Annotated in this window: 17 protein-coding genes; 7 read left to right on the plus strand and 10 right to left on the minus strand. The window is 73.9% G+C overall.

Annotated features, from left to right (window positions below; all coding sequences use genetic code 11):
• Window positions 1-29: 29 nt before the first annotated feature.
• The 3 genes from AC2TEW_RS32735 to AC2TEW_RS32745 form a co-directional block, all read right to left on the minus strand.
• The gene (locus AC2TEW_RS32735; RefSeq protein ID WP_484626905.1) at window positions 30-2,129 is read right to left on the minus strand and encodes a WD40 repeat domain-containing protein; all 2,100 of its coding nucleotides are present in this window, start codon (window positions 2,127-2,129) and stop codon (window positions 30-32) included.
• Window positions 2,130-2,370: 241 nt separating this feature from the next.
• Window positions 2,371-3,669: an MFS transporter gene (locus tag AC2TEW_RS32740; RefSeq protein ID WP_484626906.1), complete on the minus strand. Its 1,299-nt coding sequence runs from the start codon at window positions 3,667-3,669 to the stop codon at window positions 2,371-2,373.
• A complete protein-coding gene (locus AC2TEW_RS32745; protein WP_484626907.1) occupies window positions 3,666-4,205 on the minus strand; it encodes an ArsR/SmtB family transcription factor in 540 nt (179 codons plus the stop codon). Before AC2TEW_RS32745 ends, AC2TEW_RS32740 begins: the two co-directional genes overlap by 4 nt.
• Window positions 4,206-4,331: 126 nt before the next feature.
• Here AC2TEW_RS32745 and AC2TEW_RS32750 point away from each other — a divergent pair, with 126 nt between their 5' ends.
• Window positions 4,332-4,697 carry a hypothetical protein gene (locus tag AC2TEW_RS32750; RefSeq protein ID WP_484626908.1) on the plus strand — a complete coding sequence of 122 codons (366 nt, stop codon included), beginning with the start codon at window positions 4,332-4,334 and terminating at the stop codon, window positions 4,695-4,697.
• 115 nt (window positions 4,698-4,812) lie between these two features.
• On the opposite strand, the gene AC2TEW_RS32755 is transcribed toward AC2TEW_RS32750, so the two are convergent.
• The 5 genes from AC2TEW_RS32755 to AC2TEW_RS32775 all read right to left on the minus strand — a co-directional run bounded on the left by AC2TEW_RS32755 (window position 4,813) and on the right by AC2TEW_RS32775 (window position 9,812).
• Complete coding sequence (locus AC2TEW_RS32755) at window positions 4,813-5,667, minus strand: hypothetical protein (protein WP_484626909.1); 855 nt, start codon at window positions 5,665-5,667, stop codon at window positions 4,813-4,815.
• A gap of 177 nt (window positions 5,668-5,844) precedes the next feature.
• Entirely contained in the window at window positions 5,845-6,081 is a 237-nt protein-coding gene (locus AC2TEW_RS32760; RefSeq protein ID WP_484626910.1) for a hypothetical protein, read from the minus strand.
• Between the two features lie 96 nt (window positions 6,082-6,177).
• Entirely contained in the window at window positions 6,178-6,594 is a 417-nt protein-coding gene (locus AC2TEW_RS32765) for a HEAT repeat domain-containing protein (protein WP_484626911.1), read from the minus strand.
• Between the two features lie 49 nt (window positions 6,595-6,643).
• Complete coding sequence (locus tag AC2TEW_RS32770) at window positions 6,644-7,807, minus strand: methyltransferase domain-containing protein (protein ID WP_484626954.1); 1,164 nt, start codon at window positions 7,805-7,807, stop codon at window positions 6,644-6,646.
• Between the two features lie 418 nt (window positions 7,808-8,225).
• Window positions 8,226-9,812 carry an FAD-dependent monooxygenase gene (locus tag AC2TEW_RS32775; RefSeq protein ID WP_484626912.1) on the minus strand — a complete coding sequence of 529 codons (1,587 nt, stop codon included), beginning with the start codon at window positions 9,810-9,812 and terminating at the stop codon, window positions 8,226-8,228.
• 25 nt (window positions 9,813-9,837) lie between these two features.
• Between AC2TEW_RS32775 and AC2TEW_RS32780 the strand changes: the two genes are divergently transcribed.
• Window positions 9,838-10,572 (plus strand): TetR/AcrR family transcriptional regulator C-terminal domain-containing protein, encoded by a 735-nt coding sequence (locus AC2TEW_RS32780; RefSeq protein ID WP_484626913.1) that lies wholly within the window; start codon window positions 9,838-9,840, stop codon window positions 10,570-10,572.
• A 403-nt stretch (window positions 10,573-10,975) separates the two neighbouring features.
• Window positions 10,976-12,169, plus strand: a complete 1,194-nt coding sequence (locus tag AC2TEW_RS32785; RefSeq protein ID WP_484626914.1) for a mechanosensitive ion channel family protein — start codon at window positions 10,976-10,978, stop codon at window positions 12,167-12,169.
• 121 nt (window positions 12,170-12,290) lie between these two features.
• Here the strand turns inward: AC2TEW_RS32785 and AC2TEW_RS32790 are convergent, their stop codons facing one another.
• Complete coding sequence (locus AC2TEW_RS32790; RefSeq protein ID WP_484626915.1) at window positions 12,291-13,220, minus strand: alpha/beta hydrolase; 930 nt, start codon at window positions 13,218-13,220, stop codon at window positions 12,291-12,293.
• A 109-nt stretch (window positions 13,221-13,329) separates the two neighbouring features.
• On the opposite strand from AC2TEW_RS32790, the gene AC2TEW_RS32795 reads away from it, so the two are divergent.
• The 3 genes from AC2TEW_RS32795 (at window position 13,330) to AC2TEW_RS32805 (ending at window position 15,721) form a co-directional block, all read left to right on the plus strand.
• Window positions 13,330-13,776 (plus strand): MarR family winged helix-turn-helix transcriptional regulator, encoded by a 447-nt coding sequence (locus tag AC2TEW_RS32795; RefSeq protein WP_484626916.1) that lies wholly within the window; start codon window positions 13,330-13,332, stop codon window positions 13,774-13,776.
• A 348-nt stretch (window positions 13,777-14,124) separates the two neighbouring features.
• Window positions 14,125-14,334, plus strand: a complete 210-nt coding sequence (locus tag AC2TEW_RS32800) for a hypothetical protein (RefSeq protein WP_484626917.1) — start codon at window positions 14,125-14,127, stop codon at window positions 14,332-14,334.
• Complete coding sequence (locus tag AC2TEW_RS32805; protein ID WP_484626918.1) at window positions 14,321-15,721, plus strand: amidase; 1,401 nt, start codon at window positions 14,321-14,323, stop codon at window positions 15,719-15,721. Before AC2TEW_RS32800 ends, AC2TEW_RS32805 begins: the two co-directional genes overlap by 14 nt.
• A gap of 204 nt (window positions 15,722-15,925) precedes the next feature.
• On the opposite strand, the gene AC2TEW_RS32810 is transcribed toward AC2TEW_RS32805, so the two are convergent.
• Complete coding sequence (locus AC2TEW_RS32810) at window positions 15,926-16,387, minus strand: VOC family protein (RefSeq protein ID WP_484626919.1); 462 nt, start codon at window positions 16,385-16,387, stop codon at window positions 15,926-15,928.
• Window positions 16,388-16,917: 530 nt separating this feature from the next.
• Between AC2TEW_RS32810 and AC2TEW_RS32815 the strand changes: the two genes are divergently transcribed.
• Window positions 16,918-18,144: a hypothetical protein gene (locus tag AC2TEW_RS32815; RefSeq protein WP_484626920.1), complete on the plus strand. Its 1,227-nt coding sequence runs from the start codon at window positions 16,918-16,920 to the stop codon at window positions 18,142-18,144.
• The last annotated feature ends 51 nt before the right edge of the window (window positions 18,145-18,195 follow it).

Below are 18,195 nucleotides of genomic sequence, written 5' to 3' on the forward strand. Positions count from 1 at the left end.
GCGCGGGGCCGGTGCCGTCCGCGGCCCGGTCAACGGCGGGTCAGAACCGCGAGGTCCGAGCCGAAGCAGACCACCAGCCGCCCTTCCGGTGCCACCGCCAGCCCGGTGATCGGGGCGGGGAAGGCGTACGTTCCGATCTGCTGCCCCGTGGCGGCGTGCCACACGCGGACGGTTCCGTCGACGCTCCCGGCGGCGACGACGGTGCGCCCGTCCAGCGTCCCCGCCGCGCCGGCCGACACCTTGGCGGTGTGGCCCGTCAGGGGCGGCCCGAAGCGTTCACCCGTGGCCAGGTCCCAGAGCTGGACCGTCTCCGTCCGGTCGCCGGTCAGGAGGAGATCACGGCCGTCGAGGGTCTCCAGGGCCAGGGCGCCGCGCTGCTGCGGCCGCACTCCCGTCCAGGCGTGCGCGGCCAGGTCCCACACGCGTCCCTCCGAGGTCACGGCGGCGAACCGGCCCTCTGGTGCCGCGAAGAACTGGATGTACGAGCTGGTGTACTCGCTCGTCGTCAGTCCGTGCAGCTCCTCCCGGGTGGCCAGATCCCGGACCTGCACCGTCTCGTGGCCGTCGCGCGTGAGGAGGGCGGGCCGCCCCGCCACCGTACCCACCGTCAGCGTGGTCACGGCGGCGGTGTGGCCGGTCAGCGGCTCACCCAGCTGACCCCCGCCGTGGAGGTCCCAGAACCGCACCTTGGTGTCCGGACCGCCGGTGACGATCACCGGACGGCCGTCGACGACCGCCGTGGTGACCTTCTGCACGGGCGCCGCCTCCCCGGCCGCCCGGTCGGCCGGCTGCTCCGCACCCTCGAGGTCCCAGATGCGGACCGATCGGTCGTTGCCGCCGGTGACGGCGAGGTGGCGCCCCTGCACCACGGCCGTCGCCGCTCCACGCACGGCCCCTTCGTGGCCGGTCAGCGGTCGGTGCGAGCGTCCGCGGGCGGCCAGGTCCCATACCGCGACCGGCCCGCCGAGGCCGAACCCGACGACCGCGGTGGGGCGCCCGCGGACCACGGTGAGAGCCGCCGCCTGCGCGAACCCACCACCCGGCCCACCCACCTGCTCGCCCGTCGCCAGGTCCCAGATGTACGTCGCGTAGGAGTTGGCGCCGATCGCCAACGGGCACCCGGACGCCGGGTCGGTGGCCACGAGGTGCGTCATGGCTTCGATCTCCATGGTGCCGCACCGCCGCATCCCGCCCTCACCGCCGTCACCGCCCTCACCGCTGGTACTGCCGTCACCGCCGGCGCTGCTGTCCGGGCCGTTGCCGCCGTCGGCGGCGTGGGGGGCCTCGTCGTCGCCGCCGGCGCGCAGCTCCCGTCCCGTGGTCAGGTCCCACCTGCGGACCGCGCCCTTGGCGTTGCCGGTGACGGCCACCGGACGGCCGTCCACCACCGCCGTCGCGAGCGCCCGCACCTGGCCGGCCCGGATCGTCAGGAGCTCGGCGGCGGGGGTAGGCGAGGCCAGGTCCCACACCCTGAGCAGGCCGTCGGTGCCGCCGGCGACCACCACCGACCGGCCCTCGACCGGTGCGGTGGCCAGCGAGATGACCCGGACGCCGTCGCCGGCGCGGTACTCCCCGGCCGGTCGTCCCTCGGCGAGGTCCCAGGCCAGCACCACCCCGTCGGAGCCGCAGGTGACGGCCACCGGACGCCCGTCCGCCACCGCCGTCACCAGATCACGAACGGCGCCGGTGCGGCCGGTTGCGGTCTGCCCGAGCTTCCGGCCCGTGGCCGGGTCCCACCAGTGCAGCGTGCCGTCCTCGCAGCCCGCGACGGCGAACCCCCGGCCCTCCACGACCACGGTCGCCACCGCGGTCACCGCGGCCGGCGCGGGCAGTGCGTACCGCAGCCGCGCGTCCAGGCCGGTGCCGGTCGCCCACTCCACGGCCCAGCCCCCGGACTCGTCCTGAGGGAGCGGCACCTCCGAGAGCCTTCTCGCCAGTGGTGGGTTCCCGTACCGTGCGGCGTCCAGCGCCAGCAGCTGCCTCCGTACCTGCGTGCCGGCGTCACGGTGCACATGCCCCGACGTCCGGTACACGGCACCAACCGCCGTCTCCTCCTGCCCGACCGCGGCGTCCAGCGCCGCCAGGACCTGCTCCGGGTCGCCCTCCACCAGCCACCCCGGATCGGTCAACCGCCCACGCCCCGACGCACTTTCACGGACCTGACCATCACTTCGGATATCACCGGACATGACCGGCACCCTAGCCGCACCCACCGACCACAGGCCGGTCCGACGAGGACCGACGAGGTCCGACGGACCGTCCGAGGCAGCCCGCCGCCCGGCGGCCGCCGCCCGGCGGCCATCTCGTCGCGATCCTCCGGTCCAAGGTGCCGGAGTGCCTGGAGTGCCCCGCACCGGCGAGGGGTGCGCGCTACACACCTCCCGCGTGAACAGGCTCCGAGCACTCCTGCCGATCCGGAGCACCGCCCGGGGCGGCGGCCGGGGCAGCGGCGCGCAGCGCTGCCTCGATCCTGCGGTTGCCGGTCATGGTCGCCGTGACGGCGGTCATGGCGAGGAGGAGACCGGCCGCGGCGAAGAGCGGGGTGCGGACGTCGTAGCTGCTGGCCAGCCAGCCGCCGAGGAAGGAGCCGAACGGGGCGGCGCACATGGCGAGCATGCGGGAGGTGGAGGCGACCCGGCCCATCAGGTGGGCGGGGACGATCGCCTGACGGAGGGAGGGCCCGAGCACCATCGTGGCGCCCATGCCCGCCCCGCAGACGGCCAGGGCGAGGCCGGCGAGGTACAGGTTCGGGGCGGCGGCCAGGCCGAGGACGGCGAGCCCTTCGGCCGCGGCCGTGCAGGTCAGCGCGGTGCCGGTGCCGAGCCGTCGGCCGAGGAAGGAGGCGATGCCGGTACCGAGCAGACCGCCGGCGGCCTCCGCGGTGAGGAGAAGGCCGAAGCCGGAGGCGCCGATGCCGAGACGGTCGTGCGCGAAGAGGGCGAGTACGGTCTCCACGGCGAGGAAGGCGATGTTCCCGACCGCCGGACGCAGCGCGAGCCCGAGCAGCAGCCGGTCCCGCACCACGTACGAGGCGCCGGCCCGCGCCTGTCGCAGCAGCGACTCACGGGCCTGCGGCACGGGCCGGGGCGTGGTAGGCAGCGACCGTACGAGCGCCGCGGAGAGCGCGAACGAGACCGCGTCGGCGAGCAGCGGAACCGCCCGTCCCAGCGCGAGCAGGGCACTTCCCGCGGGCGGGCCGGCGAAGCCGGACGCGGCGGTCTGGGCGCCGCGCAGGCGGGAGTTGGCGCGTTCCAGGAGCGCGGGGTCGCGGCCGAGCAGGTCCGGCAGGTAGGCCGTGGCGGCCGTGTCGAAGAAGAGCCCGCCGAGGCCGAGGAGGAAGGCGACGGCCGCGAGCAACGGAACGCTCAGCGCGTCGAGGGCGGCCGCCGCCGCCGGTACCGCGAGCAGCACCGCACGTGCCGCGTCCGTGACCCACATCGTCCGCCGGCGGTCCCAGCGGTCCACCAGGGCGCCGCCGAGCACCCCGAAGAGCAGCCACGGCAGCGTGCCGGCGGCGGTGACGACGGCGAGCGCCATCGGATCCCGCGTCAACGTCAGGGCGAGCAGCGGCAGCGCGGCATGCGTCACCCCGTCACCGAGCGAGGACACCGTCTGCGCGGTCCACAGCCGACCGAAGCCGGCCGGCAACTTCCGAACGTCCGAAGTCACTTGGCGTCCCCCTCGGCCTGCACGCGCGCTGCCGGGTGGAACAGGGCGAAGACGAGCGACGTGTCCGGCAGCGACGGGTCGGACAGCTCCCGGTACTCGTCCGCCAGCGCCTCGAGCCGCGCCCCCAGCTCGGCGAACTGCTCGTCGGTGAGGCGCAGATGCGCCATCCGCACGTGCCGCGCGCCGTCCACCGGCGCCGCCTCCAGGTCCGCCACCGCATGCCGCATCAGCACATCCGGGCCTCCCTCGCCCGGATCCGGCAGCACGATCGCCCGCGCGGCCATGGCGTAGTACCGCTCGGTGACCCCCCGGACCTTCCGCGTCCGCACCACCTTCACCAGGCCGGCCCGCTCCAGCAGCCGTACGTGGTAACTGGAACTCCCCTTCGCGAGACCGACCCGCTCGGCGATCTGCGTGATCGTCGCGGGCTCGAAGCGGAGCACGGCCATGATCCGGTGGCGCGTGAGGTTGGAGACGGCGCGCAGCTGCTCGTCGGTGGTGACGTGGAACGTCTCGGGAAGATCGTCTGTGGGCATGCCTCAATGGTCAACATTTCTTGACCATTCGTCAAGCGCTGCGCCGCAGGGTGGTGTTGAACATGTTCAAATCTGTGTCATGATGGCCACCGCTTACCGTTGAGATCGGGGGGACACGTGGAGAGTGTGGCTACGGAGGGTGGCCGGTACCGGCCGGCGCTCGCCTGGGCGTGCGCGGTCGGCTGGGTGGTCCTGGCCGCCGTGGGGCCGTTCGTCGGGCCGGTGCTGGGAGCCATCGCGCTCGGCACGATCCCGGCCGTTCCCCTCGGGGTCTTCCTCGGACGGAACCGCGCACTGCCGGTCCTGATGGTGACGGTCGGAGCCGGGACCGCCGTGCTCCCCGCAGTCGCCGCAGCGGTCGGCGCATGGACGGAAGGTGACAACCCGTCCTGGCTGTGGGCCATGGCGGCGGTCGGCCTGGTGCTGTACGGGCTGCCGCTCGTGCTCGGAGGCTGCGCGGGGGCCTGGCTCGCGGGCCGGGAACGACGCTGATCCGCCCCGGGCACCACCACGCGCGGCACCGTCGCGGCGGGCGGGCGGAGGTTTCGGCCCGCCGGCCCGGTGGGCGAGGGCATGTCGATCCAGGGGGACCTGACCTCGGACCGGATCAGGTCCGTGAAACGGTGAGCCGCCCGCCCGGGCCGGCGTCCTGTGAGGCACCCGGGTCCTGGAGGGGACGGGTCAAGCAGCGGTGCCGCACCAGGTCCGACCGCTCGGCCGGAGTCAGCCGCCTCGGCCTGCCGAGGAGGCCCTGCTCCGAGTCGGGCTCCTCGTCGACGTTGAGGCAGAAGGCCGACTCGGTGAGGTAGTCACGGCGGAAGTCGGTCTTCCACTGCGAGTTGTGGCCCCAGCCCAGCGACCCGTCGAACGTCTCCCGGTAGCGGCGCACGAACACGTCGTGGAGCGGTGAGCGGTCCGCAATGCCCGCGACCAGGTGCTGGGCGCCGGACCGCACCCTCACACCGCTGCGGCTGAACAGCATCTCCCCGAGCATCAGGCCCGGCCAGACCGTCCCGGTGATCTCAACCGGTGCCTCCGGGCGCTCGTGCTGCTCGACGTGGACGACCTCGTGGAAGAACGGTTCGAACGCGACGTCGCCGATCGGCGCCATGCCGAGCCGGGAGAAGGCAGCGAGGTACTGGTCCCGGGTGACATGCGGCCAGCGCTCAGGCCCGTGGATGTCGTGCGCCCAGGGAGTCTCGGAGCCCGGAGGCAGCGGCGGCTGAAGCTTGTAGATCAGTGCGTCGCTGACGCGGCTGAGCGCATACAGCGTCTCCAGATGATCGCCGAACTCGTACGCGGTCCGTGTCCATCCCCCGAAGGCGGCCACCGGCGCGAGGGCTTCCCGGACGGCACCGGCGTGCTCGTCCAGCCACGGAACCACTACGGCGAGGAAGGCGTCCGCACCCTGGTACTGCTCCAGGGTGTGGAAGAGTCGGCGGACGCGCAGTGCGGGGATCATGCAGTGCAGCCTAGACAGCCCCGCCCCCGCGGTCGACGGGGTTTCCCGTGAGGCGGCTCGGCCCAGGATGCCCGGTCGTCACCGCGTACCGGTACACCAACGCCAGCAGCACCAGGTCGAGTTCAGCGCCTCCCTCGCAGCCACACTGCGCCGGTGCTCTCCTCGAAGCTCCCGAAGCTACTGCCGAGCCTTGCTCGTGGCCACGATGTCGATGGCGACTCGGAGCGGTGTCTCCGCATCCCCCAGTAGCGCCCGGGTGATGGCGATCGCCTGGATGATGCTCGTGCCGCGCTCGGCCAGGAGGGTCTGGACAGCCTCCATGCCATTGCCCTCGAGGACCGGCCGGGACTCCTCGACGAGTGCGACCCAGCGTGCGGCGTCCTCGGGACGAAGCCCGATCACGTGGTCAAACACCTCTGCTCCCTTCCGGCGCCGAGCTGGTGGCGGATTGTCCGCACGGCTGTCCTCACGGTTTTCCGCACGTCTCGGCGGAGCTGACTGCCGGGTTCGCTACGCGGTTGTGCCCGGCGCCTCCTCCCGCTCCTGCTGGCGCTGCTCGTACGCCAGGATACGGGTCATCCGGTCCTCCTCGTCGAGGAGTTCGGCCAGAGCGTCCCCGACGGCGGGGGCCGGATCCCTGCTCTCCGCGAACTGCTGAGCGACGATCCTGCGGACGGCGGCGTCATCGTCACGCGCCAGGACGAGCATCGCGTTCAGCCCGTCGGGAGTGTAGGTCCACCCTCCCGGGGTGCCCGATGCGACGCGTTCCACGGCCGAGGGCACCGTGATACGCACCCCCGAGGATGGGTGCGCGAGGAAGGTGAGGCCCAGGGGCTCGATCCTCGGGTCCTCGTGGTGGCCCAGGGCGGCCAGGATCTCGGCCAGGACGTCCGGGTGTCCCTCCTCCGTAGCCCGGTCCGGTGACACCTGGCGCCGCCCGGGCTGCGTGCCGGCCTGGCCGGGCGCCGTCCGGGCCCTACGGTGTCGGCCAGCGTGGGCCGGTGTGCGGGTCGTTGGCCCAGGTGTACTGGCCGGTGGCGGTGACGGTGATGCCGTAGTCGTAGACGCCGGGGGAGCCGATCCGCTCCCACTGCGACCAGGCGTCCTCGAGTTCGGTGGCGAGCCGGCGGGGGCCGCCCTCGAGGACCCAGGCCCCGCCGTCGGGCCGGGCGGACAGGGTGGCCCAGGAGGAGCGGCCGTCGGTCAGCCAGGCGCTGGTGCCGTCGGCGTCGGTCGCGCAGGTCACCGCGGTGTCGGGTAAGGCGACCCGTACCGCGAAGCCGAGCCGCCACCAGTCGGTGAGCGCCGCGGGGTCGCGGTCGGTCTCCCCGTGGTGCGCGGGCTCGTGCCGGCCGCGGATCGCCGCGAAGGCGGCCGGCCCCGGCGAGCCGCCTGCGGAGGCCTCGGCGGTGCGGGTGGCCATGAACTGGCCGAGGCCCTGCATCCAGCCCGAGGCCGACCTGCCGTCGTCGGCGACGGCAAGGGCGACGTGCCCGAGCCGGCCCCACGGGGTGACGATCCGTCCGCCCGGCACGGTCTGCTGCACCCACGCCCACGGCACCCGCTCGACCGCGTAGGTGGCGATGACCCGCTCGTACGGCGCCCCGGCCGGCCAGCCGGCGTCACCGTCGCCGACCACGACCGCGACGTCCAGGCCCGCTGCGCGGATCCGGTCGGCGGCCGTGGCGGCGAGCTGCGGGTCGAGCTCCACGGAGGTGACGTGGCCGGGTCCGGCGCGGTGGGCGAGCAGCGCGGCGTTCCACCCCGCCCCGGCGCCGAGTTCCAGGACCCGCTGCCCGGGCTCCAGCAGCAGGCAGTCGGCCATGTCCGCGACCACCGCCTGACAGGAGAGACTGGAGGTGGGCAGGTTGGCCGTGAGCTGGGTGATCGCCGCCGTGTCCGGATCCCCGTACAGCTCGCCGGCCCAGCCGCCCGGGTCGGCCGCCCGCTCGAGGGGCAGCCACCGATGGCCGTCCCAGCGCCAGAGCAGGTCGGGCGCGAACCGGTCGCGGGGCAGCGCGGCGACCGCCTCCCTGACCCAGGGCGACCGCTCGGGCCACGCGCCCCGCGCGGCCATCACCTCGTCCAGGCGGGCACGGTACCGGTCGAGGTCGAGACCGGCGCGGCCGACCGTCGTCATCGTCACGAACGCCTACTTCCGGTGCTTTCCGTCGCCGGGCGGTGCAGGAGGTACCTGGCCGTCGCTGTTGCCGGGCGGCGGGGTGCCCTGGCCCGGGTCCGGTGCGGGCTTCTCGTGTTCACCCATGGCTGCGCTTCCCCTCCCGTCGGACGGTCGGCACGGATGTTCGCGTCGGCCTGGCAGCCATCGTGCCCGGACGCGGCCGGGCGGGGAAGAGCGCGTCAGGGTGGCTTGCCGGTACACGTGTTGACGTGACCTCGGGCCCGGGTCCCTGGTCCGCCGCGCCGGGTCCTGCCGGATCCTGCCGGAACCTTTCGCCGTGACGGTTCGGGGCGCCGTCCCCCGCTCCGGTGGCGAGTTCGGCGATCGGCCTCGACCGAAGGTGTGCGCCGGCGCCGCGCTCCCGGGTCGGCGCGGGTCAGGTGCCCGGTACGGCGACCGGGCGGGCCAGCACCCGGTCCAGGACCTCGGTGAGCAGCCGCGCCGGATCCGGGACCGGCGCCCCGACCCGCAGCGCGACGATCGCATCCGGCCGCACGAGCAGCGCCCCGCCGTCGGGCAGCCACGGCGCGCGGACCCGATGTGCCGGCAGTCCGATGCCCGCCGCGGCGGCGAGCCACCCGTCGCCCGCGGCGCCCACCAGCAGGGTCCAGCGGGATGCGACCAGGTCGAGGGTGGAGACCCCGTCGACCCACGCGTGGGGCACCCGCGAACCCGGTGACCCGTCCAGCGCCGCCACCAGGTCGAGCGTGGAGGGGAGTTCGGGCCGCGGACCGACGACGGCGGCCGAGTCGTAGCGCTGGCCGAGGTGCACGACCGGCGCCGCCCACACCCCCGCCGCCACCCTGGCGGCGTCGGCCTCGGGTCCACGCCCCCAGTGCAGCGCCGGGTCGGCGAACCTGCGCATCGCCTGGTCCAGCGTTGCCGCGGCGACCGGCTCGCGCTCCTGCGCGTAGGTGTCGAGCAGACCGGCACCCGCCTCGCCGTGGTGGACGGCGGCCAGCTTCCACGCCAGGTTGTGGGCGTCGGCGACGCCGGTGTTGAGGCCGAACGCCCCGATCGGAGCCACGGTGTGGGCGGCGTCGCCGACCAGGAACACCCGACCGACGGCGAAACGGTCGGCCAGCGCGCTCCGGGGCCGCCACGGCAGCACGCTGCGCACCTCGACCTCGAGCCCGGGATCGCCGACCGCCGCGCGGACGAGCCCGACGCACCGTTCCTCGGTGAAGTCCGAGGGCCGCTCGCCCCCGTTCACGTCACAGGTGACGTGGAGGACCCAGGTCCTCGCGCCGTCCACGGTCACCAGCAGGCCGGGTGCCTGCGGTGTGGTGATCGTGCAGGTGCCGAAGGACATCCCCCGCAGGTGGGGCCGGAGGTCGGCGCGGAACAGAATGTTGATCTTCGACTTGCCCAGGTCGCCCGCCCCGGAGAGGCCCACGCCGAGCGCGGTCCGCACGGGGCTGTGGGTGCCGTCCGCGGCCACCGCGTACGCGCAGCGCAGCCCGTAGCGGCCAGCCGGCCCCTCCAGCTCGACGTCGACCCCGTCGGCGTCCTGCGCGACGCCGAGCAGGCGGGTCGACCAGCGCACATCGGCTCCGCGGCGCGCCAGGTCGGCCGCCACCGCGGCGTCGAGGCGGTCCTGCGCGCAGACGCCGCGCAGCCTGAACGGCGTCGTGTCGGGCTCGGTGGCCGGCGGGACCGGCATGGGAACGGTCACCACGTCGCCCGCGCCCATCTCGACGACGGTCCGCGCCACCGCCTTGGCCGTGGCACCCCGCAGGTCGACGGCGGCGGCGTCGACGGCGGCGTCCAGCCCGAGTTCGCGCAGGATCTCGACCGTCCGGGGCCCGACGCCGGTGGCGCGCGGGTGGACCGAAGGCCCCGGGCGGCGTTCGACCAGGACCGCGGGGACGCCGTGGTGGGCGAGCAGCGCCGCGGTGAGCAGCCCGACGCTGCCGCCCCCGACCACGAGGGCCGGCACTTCTGGATACGCTGTCTTCGTCATGGCTACACCGTAGCCAGAAGCTAGAATGCCGGTCAACGAGAAGGGGAAGTACCCGATGACCGAACCCGCTCCCTGGTCGGTGTGGACCAGGCCCCGCCCCGAACCGGCCCGCCGCGCCCCGGGGGTGGACCAGTACGTGGCCGCCGCGCTCGCCGTCGCCGACGCGGAGGGCCTGGCCGCGGTCTCGATGCGCCGGATCGCGAGCGACCTCGGCTCCGGGACGGCCACCCTCTACCGCTACATCACCAACCGCGACGAGCTGGTGGACCTGATGGTCGACGCGGCCCAGGGCGAGGACCCGCTCCCCGAACCCACCCCCCACTGGCGCACCGACCTGGCCGCCGTCGCGCACGCCCAGCGCGCGACCCTGCTGCGCCACCCGTGGCTGGCGGCCGAACTGGCGGGCAGGCCCTCGCTCGGCCCCAACACGCTGCGACGGGCCGAATCCGCGCTGCGCGCCGCCGTCGCGCTCACCCCCGACATCACACTGGCGTCGCAGGCGCTCGGCACCGTGCACGCCTACGTCCTGGGCTCGGTGGCCAGCCAGCAGGCCGCCCGGCGCGCCGAGCAGCGCACCGGCCTGACCGAGGAGCAGTGGCAGCACAGCCTCGGCCCCTACATCAGCGCCGTCCTCGCGGCGGGCGAGCACCCGATGCTCGCCCGCCGCGTCCACGAGGCCGAAGAGCTCGACCCCGACGCGGAGTTCGCGTTCGGTCTGGAGTGCGTCCTCGACGGCCTCGCCGCCCGAACGGGCCGCTGACCGGCTTCGGGGGCACTCGGGCCCTGGGGCGGGGATCCGATGCGGGCCGAGGTCCGAGGGCCGAGGCCCGGGGTCCGGGGCTGTGGCTCGTGGTTCGGCCCCACGGGTCCGACGGCGACGGCCTCTGCGTGGCGCGGGACGAGATCGGTGGTTTCCGTGCGGTGTGCGGCGTGCGGATGGTCCGGCCGCAGCCGGGCCACCTCGCCGGGCCGGCGGAGCGCCGGGGTCCGGTTGTGGTGGCGGCCGGGGGATGGGGCAGGATGGCCGTGCGTTCGGAACACGTACATCCGCTCCAACGCGGCAGCGCACGATACGACCTGACAGGCGACAAGGTGACGACACAGCACGGACAGCGGCCGGCGGCGGCCCGTTCCCTCGCCCCCCACGCGGCGGGGGTGCGGCGGTGACCCGGGAGCTGGTGCTGCACGACTGGGTGGTGGCCGGCATCGCGCTGGCGGGCGGCTGCGTGGCCGCTCTGGTGCTGCGGGCCCTGATGAAGTGGCTTGGCAAGCACGCGAGCAGGACCAAGTGGAGCGGGGACGACATCATCGTCGACGCGCTGCGCACCATCGTCCCCTGGGCGGCCGTGGTCGCCGGGGCCGCGGTGGCCGCCTCGGCCCTGCCGCTCACCGCGCGGATCGGGGCCCTGGTCGACCGGTCGCTGACGGCCGTGCTCATCGTCATCGCGACGCTGAGTGCGGCCCGGGTGGTCGCGGGGCTGGTGCAGTCGGTGGCCGCGTCCCGGACGGGCGTCGCGGCGTCGGCGAGCATCTTCGTCAACATCACCCGCATCGTGGTGCTGTCGATGGGCGTCCTGGTGGCCCTGGAGACCCTCGGGGTGTCCATCGCCCCGCTGGTCACCGCGCTCGGGGTGGGCGGTCTCGCGGTCGCGCTGGCGTTGCAGGACACCCTCGCCAACCTCTTCGCGGGGGTGCACATCCTCGCCTCGAAGACCGTCCAGCCGGGTGACTACATCCGGCTGACCAGCGGGGAGGAGGGGTACGTCGTCGACATCAACTGGCGCAACAGCGTGGTGCGCAACCTGTCGAACAACCTGGTGATCATCCCCAACGGCCGCCTGGCACGGACGAACATGACGAACTTCTCCCGGCCCGAGCAGAGGCTGTCGATCCTGGTCCAGGTCGGGGTCGGCTACGACAGCGACCTGGACCACGTGGAGCGGGTCACCCTCGAGGTCGTCGACCGCGTGATGGCCGACGTCAGCGGCGGCGTGCCCGAACACAAGGCCGCGGTCCGGTTCCACACCTTCGCGGACTCCAGGATCAACTTCACGGTCACCCTGGGCGTGGGCGAGTTCAGCGACCAGTACCGGATCAAGCATGAGTTCATCAAGCGCCTGCACCAGCGGTACCGGACGGAGGGCATCTCGATCCCGGCGCCCACCCGCACGGTCTCCCTGCAGCAGGACGGGGCGGCCGGGCCGGTCGCGCCGTCGTCCCTCCCGGAGCTTCCGCACCAGTGGGAAGGGCCGTCCGAGGCACTGGCATCCGAGGCACTGGCATCTGGGGCACTGGCATCCGAGGCGCTGGCGTCCGAGGCGCTGGCGTCCGAGGTGCTGGCGGACGGGCGGCGCTAGCCGACGCGGGGCCCGTACACCGTCCGGCGCGCGGGCCCCCGTGGCGGCGGCGGTGAGCCTGCGGCCGTCGCCGCCGCCACCACGTGGAGGTTGCCCGGGTCGGGCGTCAGCGGACGGGGTGTCAGCGGACCGGTTCGAGGTGGTCGGTGTCGTGGTGCGCGGTGTCGAGGTGGGTGGTGAGGAAGCGGGCGGCGCGGTCGAGTGCGGCGTCCGCCTCGTCGAGGCGGCCGTAGTGGTGCTGGTAGACGTGGGGGAGGCCGGGGCCGACCTCGAGGGTGACCTCGACGTCGTCGGCGCCCGCGCGGGCGGCGAGCCGGACCGCGTCGTCGAGGAGTACTTCGTTCGCGCCGACCTGGATCAGGAGCGGGGGCAGTCCGGAGAGGTCGGCGAAGACCGGGCTTGCCAAGCGGTGCGCCCTGTCGCCCGCGCCAATGTAGAGATCGGCGTAGGCGCGCAGGTCGGCCTCGATGAAGATGGGGTCGGCATCCGCCTTGGAGCGGATGCTGGCTCCGGCGAGGGTGAGGTCGGCCCAGGGGGAGAAGACGACCACGGCGGCCGGCTGCGGCAGCCCGGCCTCCCTGGCGGCGAGCAGCGTGGCGATGCTCAGTGCGCCGCCGGCGGAGTCACCGGCGATGACGAGGTCGCGCGGGTCGGTGCCCGATGCCAGCAGTTCGCGGTAGGCGGCGAGCCCGTCGTCGACGGCGGCGGGGAAGGGGTGCTCGGGCGCCAGCCGGTAGTCCACCGAGGTCGCGCGCAGCCCGGCGCGGCGGGCCAGTTCGCCGACCAGCCCCGCGTGGGTGTCGGGTGAGCCGATGACGTAGCCGCCACCGTGCAGGTAGAGCAGCCGGCCGGGGCCGGATGCTTCGGCCGGCTCCAGTTCCAGGGCCGGCCGCCCGCCGAGGACGGTCTCCCGGGTGGTCACGCCCTGCGGTGCGGGCCGGGTGAGGGCAGCGGCGAAACCGCTGCGCTGCTCCTCGGGGGTGGGTCGCGTCTCACTGCGGGGGGCGGAGCGCAGTGCGGTGTCCAGGGCGTGGCGCTGCTGTCGGGACATGGGGGCCTCCATGGGTCGGGATGCGAGGATGGATTCCTTGGAATCCACCTGTCCGACCCTAACCGGATTCCGGGGAAGATGATTCCCAGGAATCTACTGGAAGGCGAATGTGAGCCACATCACCCCGATCTTCATCGACCTGGTCCGCGTCGAGACCCGGCTCTACAACGCGGCGAGCGCCCGGCTGCGCGCCGAACAAGGCCTCGGGCTGGGACAGTTCGAACTTCTGGAGATCATCGACCGCGTACCGGGGTGCCGGGTGCTCGACATCGCCGGCGAACTGGCGATCACCGTGGGGGCCGTCAGCAAGGCGGTCGACCGGCTGGTGGCCGCGGGCTGGTGCCGGCGGGTCGCGCACCCCGAGGACCGCCGCTCGTCCGTCCTGCGACTCACCTCTGCGGGTGAGGAGCAGCTGTCCGCATCCCGCCCGATCGTCGAGAGCGAGCTCGCCTCGCTGACCGCGGCGGTCCCCCTGGACGACCTGGCCCGCATCGCCTCGACCCTGGCTGCCCTCCGCGCAACCCTCGAGGCGGGCCAGCACGGCCGGCCGGGCTGACGGGCCTGCCCGGCGGGCGCCGGCGGGCGGCATCCGGCCTTCGGGGTCGGCCGGGCATGCTCGGCCCCGCATGGCCGGCTCGGCATCTTCGCGTTCAGTTGCGTGCGCGGAGCGAGCGCCGGTGGGGTATTCCGTGGGGGCGGCGCGGCTCGCTCGAGGTCCCTTCGGGATCCCTGGTGCGGTCCGGCGGCGCCGCCCGGGTGCACGGGCCGGCGGATCCGGCGGGTGTGGGTGCACCGAGGGGCTAAACGCTATGGGTTTGCTTTAAGCCGTCCATGCTCCTAGGGTGAGCTAACGCAAAGCCTTAGCTTTTGGGCTGCGCTCCGCCACGTCAGTCGGGAGAAGTCCATGTCCGTCACAGAGCTCACCCCGCCGGAGGCGGCCCGTTGGGCCGCCCGCGCCGGGCTCCACCTGCCGGCCGATCGCCGGGCCGCGGTCGCCGCCACCGCCGACCACATCCACTCCGTCGTCGCGGTCCTGCGGGAGCTGGACCTCGGGGACACCCCGCCCGCCCCCGCCTTCCACGCCGGACAGGAGATGCACGATGCAGCCGTATGAGATGTCCCTGACCGCGGCTGCCGAGGCGATCCGCGAACAGCAGCTGTCCCCGGTCGAGTTGACGGACTCCGTCCTCCGGCGCATCGCCCAGGCGGAGCCCCTCCTCGGGGCCTACGTCACCGTGACCGCCGAGCGCGCCCGCCGGTCCGCGCGTGCGGCCGAACGCGACATCGCGGCAGGCCGTCACCGCGGCCCGCTGCACGGCATCCCGATGGGGCTCAAGGATCTGATCGACGTGGCCGGCACGGCCACATCGGCCAGTTCCCGGGTCAGGGCCGGCCACCGGGCGCAGACGGACAGCGCCGTCGCCGCCCGGCTGGAGGAGGCCGGAGCAATCCTGGTCGGCAAGACCCACACGCACGAGTTCGCCTACGGGCTGATCACCCCGCAGACCCGCAACGCCTGGGACCGGAGCAGGGTCGCCGGCGGTTCCAGCGGCGGATCGGCCGTCGCCGTCGCCTCGGGCATGGCGACCTTCGCCCTGGGTACCGACACCGGCGGATCGATCCGGGTGCCCGCCGCGCTCAACGGGGTCGTCGGCCTCAAGCCGACCTACGGCCTCGTGCCCCGGCACGGCGTCACCTCCCTGTCCTGGTCGCTGGACCACGTCGGCCCGATCACCCGCACCGTCGAGGACGCCGCGACCGTCCTGACCGCCCTGGCCGGACACGACCCCCGCGACCCCGCCTCCCTGAACACGCCGCCCAGGGACTACCGGCCCGACGCCGGCGCGGACCTGACGGACCTGACGGGACTGCGGGTCGGCGTGCCGCGCAACTACTACTTCGACCACGTCGACCAGGAGGTCGAAGCCACTGTCCGGCATGCCATCGACCAGCTCGAGGCGCTCGGCGCGCAGCTCGTCGAGGTCGAGATCCCCATGACGCGCTACATCCAGGCCACCCAGTGGGGCCTGATGGTGCCCGAGGCCACCGCCTACCACGAGGCGACCCTGCGCACGACCCCCGAGCTCTACCAGGACGACGTGCGCATCCTCCTGGAGGCCGGTGAACTGATGTCCGCCGGTGACCACCTGCGCGCCCAGCGGGCCCGCACCCTGATGCGGCAGGAATGGGCCCGCATGCTGCGGGAGGTCGACGTGGTCGCCGCCCCCTCCGTCCCCGCAACCGCCGTCGATGCCGGCCAGACGACGGTCACCTGGAGCGACGGAACCGTCGAGAGCGTCTCCGACGCCTACGTGCGGCTGTCGTCCCCCGCCAACATCACCGGGGTGCCGTCCCTGTCCCTGCCGGTGGGCCACGACTCGGCGGGCCTGCCGATCGGCATGCAACTCCTCGGGCGGCCGCTCGCCGAGAGCACGCTCCTGCGCGCCGGCCGCGCCTACGAGCAGGCCCGGCCCGTCCGCGAGCTCGCGCACGCCGCGTGAACGCACGATGCGGCCCGGCGGCGGGGCCCGTACGGACGTGCCGCCGGAGGAGGCCGCCGGGCACAGCAACGGACCGCCAGACGCAATGATTTTGCTTTAAGCGCCGTCCCCGGGCCGGACTGCAGACCCGGGAGTGGGCGGCGGTTCCCGGACCGCAGGTGAGAGGTCCCGCCCGGGGCCGGATTTGTAGAACCAGCCGGGCGGTCAGGATCCGGCGCCGGGGAGCTTCTGGGAGAGTTCGATCATGTTGCCCCACGGGTCGCGGAGGAACGCCAGACGGCGGCTGATGTCCTCGATGTCGAAGGGCTCACCGATGAGATCGACGCCGCGCGCGGCGAGTTCGGCGCGGGCCGCGTCGACGTCGTCGACACTCAGGCACACGTGCTGGTAGCCGCCGTGCTGGAGGCTGACACCCAGGTCGTCGACGACCTCGTTCGGGAAGGGCACGGGACCGGCGAGCAGCTCGAGGTGGAAGCCGTCGTCGTCGGGCGGGCAGAGGTAGGCGAGTCTCAGCTCGCCGTACGGCCATTCGTGCAGGACCCGGAAGTCGAGCTTCTGCGTGTACCAGGCCTTGGCGGCCTCGTAGTCGGGGACCCGGACGCCGACGTGGTGGCCGCCGAACGAGGCGAAGGGACTCGTCGGATTCCTCGGCGGGTGTGCGGGCATCGGCATCGCAAGTGTCCCCTGTCCTGTGGGATGACGGCACTCATGAGATCACGAGGGCTGACGTTCGCCGCCCAGGCGCGCGGCGGGCCGTCGCGCCGGAACCCGGTCCGCGGGCCGGCGGGTCCCGTGCTGGTGCCGTGCTGGTGTCGTGGTGGTGCCGCTGTGCGGTGATGCGTCCTCGCGGGTCGGCGGGCGTCTGCGCGTACCCGGGTGACTCGTCGAACGAGCCGATGCTGTCCGGGTTCTGGTGGCTGTCGGGTCGTCCGGTTCGGCCGGGGCGGGGGCGTTCGGAAGGTTCGGGAAAGTTCTCCGGTTCTGCCTGCAACCGTTTGTTCGCCTACGCGTCCTTGTGGGTGGGCGGCAGGAAAGGCCGCACCGCGTTGCCGGGCCCGTCGGGCCGGCTGCCGCTCATGTCACTTCATCAGGCTTACTTTGTGCTGCCCGGGTTCGGCTCCTGCCGGTCCGGGCGGGATCCAGGGGGGATCATCATGTTTGAGACCGACCGTGTCGTGCGTCGGGTCCGTCGTGCCGTGCCGGCTGTCGTGGTGGCGGGCGGGTTGTTCGCCGGCGGTGTGGTCACCGCCGGCCCGGCGTTCGCGGCCACGCCGCCGCTGACCCTCACCGTGCAGCCGCCGTCGGCGATCGGTGCCGCCGGACAGCCGGTGGAGTTCACCGAGACCATCACCAACCCGGGTTCGGTGGGCTGGGCCGTGGTCCTCAAGCTCACCGTCGAGGCGGGGGACGGCGCCGGGGCGGACTTCATGACCATCGAGGCCCGCAACGACCTGAACGGCACGTGGGAGACGGTTCCGCTGACCTTCCGTCAGGAGCAGGGCAAGGGCGTCTTCTCGGCCGACGTCATCGGAAAGATCACTGTCCCGGCGGGGGAGAAGAAGGACGTCCACCTGCGGCTGGGTGCCCCGATGGGCAAGCCGCACGCCGGTGCGACCAACGGCGGTGTCGGGTCCGCCGTCACCCTGCGCTCGGAGGTCAAGGGCTGGTGGCAGGAGTTCCCGGTCGAGCCGGCCGTGCAGGACACCCGTACCGTCCCGGTCGGCGGCATCTCCAACGACGTGGTCGGTGTGCCGGCGACGGCCGTCGCGGGCGGTGCGCCGGTCGAGTTCGACGCGGTGCTCAGGAACCCGACGCCGTCCGCCTACACCAACCTCGGCAACGTGCTGTTCGCGGACCCTCACGCCAAGGTCGAGGTCCGCGGCGCCGACGGCAGCTGGTCCGTCCTGCCCGCGGTCACGGTGCCCGGTGAGGACGGCGGGCTCGGCGGTTTCTACCTGGACGGCCACGACTCCTCGGCCGCGCCCGGCAGCACGAAGACCGCACGGGTACGGATCGGCTACCCCGCGGGTACCGCGAGCTCGGCCGGCGAGGTGCGGTCGTGCGTGTTCGTCAACGAGGCCCCGGGCCGGCCGTTCGAGGGCACGACCTTCTGCCACAAGGGCGCCACCATCGCGATCACCGCGGCCGCCGCCCCGAAGCCCACCACCCCGGCGCAGCCGTCCGCCACGGCCGTGCCCGCGGCGGTTGCTGCGGCCGTGCCTGCGGCGGTCGCGAGCGCCTCGCCGTCGGTGTCCACGGTGGCGTCCGCGGACCCGGACCCGGCCCCGGCAGGCCGACTGGCCTCGACCGGTGTCGACGGCGGCCGCACCGGTCTCCTCGCGGGCATCGCCGCCCTCCTGGTCGGCGCCGGTGCGGCTGCCCTCGTCATCGTCGGGCGCCGGCGCGCCGGCGGCACCGTCTGAGTCGTCGTCCGCCCGGCCGCGGGGAATGGGGGGGGGGGAAAACGAAACCCA

The organism is Kitasatospora sp. NEAU-CNBT7 (assembly GCF_057220535.1).